This is a genomic window from Streptomyces sp. S.PB5, from assembly GCF_030403745.1.
In the GTDB taxonomy this organism is placed as follows: Bacteria; Actinomycetota; Actinomycetes; order Streptomycetales; family Streptomycetaceae; genus Streptomyces.
This window is the reverse complement of the sequence record NZ_JAQMWP010000055.1, coordinates 1-2,706: the sequence shown is the minus strand read 5'-3', so window position 1 is coordinate 2,706 and position 2,706 is coordinate 1. Positions and strand designations below refer to the sequence as shown.

Sequence of the window (2,706 nt, the reverse complement as noted above, 5' to 3'; positions counted from 1 at the left end):
CGACGTCGCGCTGGCCGACGACGCCGGTGAAGCAGCAAACCTCAACTACTGGGCCTACTGGATCGGCGAGACCAACCACCTGGAACTCTCCGACGACTTCATCGCCGCACGCACACCCGGCCCTTGGCCAGGTGACAAACTGCTTACCCACCTGGTCCAGGGCCTGTCACCGCAACACGGGTTCGTGGACCTCACCATCCACTCACTGTGGTCCCTCCTCTCAGTACGCCCACACCTGCTGCAGCGCGGAACAGCCACGCGCAGTCTTCGCGAACGGCTGCCGGTGATGTTGGATGACCGAGAGCTGACCACTCGCGCTCGCCGCGAGCTTGAGAGCATCAGGTACGCGATCCGCCTCGCCGAGGCGTGAGAGGAGTCCGAGCGTGGCAGACGAACTGGCCCAGGTGGCACGCTTCCTGTACGAAGCGGGGACGCTCAAGCAGTCCAGGCGCACCGGCTGGTGGATGGCTGGCGTGCGGGACCCCGAGAGCGTGGCGGAACACGCCTGGCGCACCTCGCTGATCGCGTCGATCATCGCCAAGCTGGAGGGCGCCGATCCCGCACGCGCCGCGTTCCTGGCGGTCTGGCACGACTCCCAGGAGTCCCGCACGGGCGACGTCAACCACCTCGCCAAGAAATACGCCGGCAAGGCCGACCCCCAGGCCGTCACCGGCGACCAGGTGACCGGCATGCCCGAAGCCCTCGCCTCCACCGTGCGCGACCTGATCGCGGAGTACGAGGACCGAGAGTCCCCCGAGGCGATCTGCGCCAGCGACGCGGACAAGCTGGAGTGCATGCTCCAGGGCATCGAGTACAAGTCCCAGGGCTACGAACTCGCCCAACGCTGGATCGACAACAGCCGCGCCCGCCTCACTACGAAGACGGCCATCGAACTCGCCGACCAGCTGCTGGACATGGACCCACTGGACTGGCTCCGCACGGTCCTGGGCGAACAGCCCAGCTGAGCCGCAGCCGAGCCCGCCCAAAAGCCCGTTTCATGAACGGCGTATGGCAATCCCATTGCAGTCCCCGCGATCCCCTTGAGCCCCTCCCGCCCGCCGCCCTACGGTCGATTCACCGAGCTCGGCACGGAGCCAACACCTCCGAACCGACCCGGCCGTGTGCCCGAGTGGCTTAGGGACTCGCCTGCACTGCATCCATCAGCGAGCTCCGCTCGCGGGGAGGTACGTGGGTTCAATTCCCGCCACGGCTTCCTCCTCAAGCGCGCTTTTCCCTACCGCGATCAGCCGCGCAACGCTGAGCGGCACGCACAGCTCGCCGGCCGACGGCATGGACACCGCCCAATACGAGGCGTGGGTCTGCGGCTCGAACTCCACGACGTCCATTCTCGGCACGCCCAGGTATGTGCCGCGCCCCAGGCAGTCCACACCCAGGGGACGCCAGTCCTCAGCCGCGTCCTTCCATGTCACGGGCACGCTCTTGGGGACCAGCGCGTAGTACCGCTGTCCTCGCGGATCAGAAATGACGGGCCCTCCGTTGAGAGCCTCGTCAAGGAAGGCATCCACATCCGCCGGTTTGCTGCAGCGGGCTGCAGCATGCACAAGTTGCGCAGGGATTCTGACGGCGGAGTACAGAACGCCCAGAGGCAAGAGCGCCATTCGACTCTCTGCCCACTCCAGTCGAGCCCGGGCGGGCATCGGGTGTGCCAGCAGCAGCCAGTGGGCGATCACCTCACTCACGGCTGCGTCATCCAAGCGGGTTCTCATCTGCGCATCGGGGTTCACGCCTACACCGTCCTCATTACGCTCGGTTTCCGGGTGACTACTTGGACGGTACGCAGCTGTAACCGCGGCTCGAAGTGACTGCCAGTACAGGTAGGAGCATCCCGCCGAACAGAAATGGGGGGTCCATGGCGTCGCGTTCAAAGCCGTCCCTGACCGGCAGTAGGGGTTCGTCCCCCAAACCCCGCGGCGGGACCATCTCCGGCTACGTCTTCAGAATCGTGCGCGAGCAGTTGGCGCTCACTCAGGAAGCCCTCGCCGAACAACTCCACGTCTCGCCCGACAGCATCGCGGGCTGGGAATCGGGAAGACGCCCTCTGACTGCCGTACCAGTCGGGCAGATGCTGGTGCATCGCCACCTGCTGATGCAGCTCGGCGCCGCTCCACTGCTGCTGCAGGCTCTTGAGCGGGCCATGGAAGCCGATGTGCTCCTGCACAGCGCTCTGGGCGAGGAAACCTCCATGGAGGCAAGTCCGTTGGGCGCCTGGGTGTTGCAACGCGACCTCGTCGAGGTCCTGGCATGGCCCTTCAACGGCGTGGCACCACAACCGATCCGGGCACTTCCCTCGCCCCCACGACCACGACGCGGTCCCGTACCGACAGCGCCCGAGCTCTCGGCCGCCGACCGCAGGCGATTCTTCACACAGATGCGCCGCACTGCCGAACAGGCCCGCAGCGAGCAGCAGTTCCTGCTCCGCCGCCAGGCTTTGTACCTGGCCGGCTACGACCACCAGACAGACACTGCGGTATGGCTCGCCCACCAGCAGAAAGCCGAGCGGCCGACCAACTGGCTCACCGACTGGCTCAATGCCCGCTCCGTGGCGGCTGTCGCCGCCCGCCAAGGAGACCAGGACCGCATGAGCCACTTCATCGACGTCGCGCTGGCCGACGACGCCGGTGAAGCAGCAAACCTCAACTACTGGGCCTACTGGATCGGCGAGACCAACCACCTGGAACTCTCCGA

The 2,706-nt window shown here is 66.3% G+C and carries 2 protein-coding genes, 1 tRNA gene and 1 pseudogene; all 4 read left to right on the top strand.

Annotated features, from left to right (window positions below):
- Positions 1-370 (top strand): annotated as a pseudogene (locus PH203_RS49520) (transcriptional regulator); the annotation flags it as partial.
- Positions 371-383: 13 nt separating this feature from the next.
- The gene (locus PH203_RS49515; protein ID WP_289929528.1) at positions 384-965 is read left to right on the top strand and encodes an HD domain-containing protein; all 582 of its coding nucleotides are present in this window, start codon (positions 384-386) and stop codon (positions 963-965) included.
- A gap of 150 nt (positions 966-1,115) precedes the next feature.
- Positions 1,116-1,213, top strand: a tRNA-OTHER gene (locus PH203_RS49510).
- A gap of 657 nt (positions 1,214-1,870) precedes the next feature.
- Positions 1,871-2,706, top strand: an 836-nt coding sequence (locus PH203_RS49505; protein WP_289929526.1) for a helix-turn-helix transcriptional regulator, incomplete at its 3' end; no start/stop codon positions are given.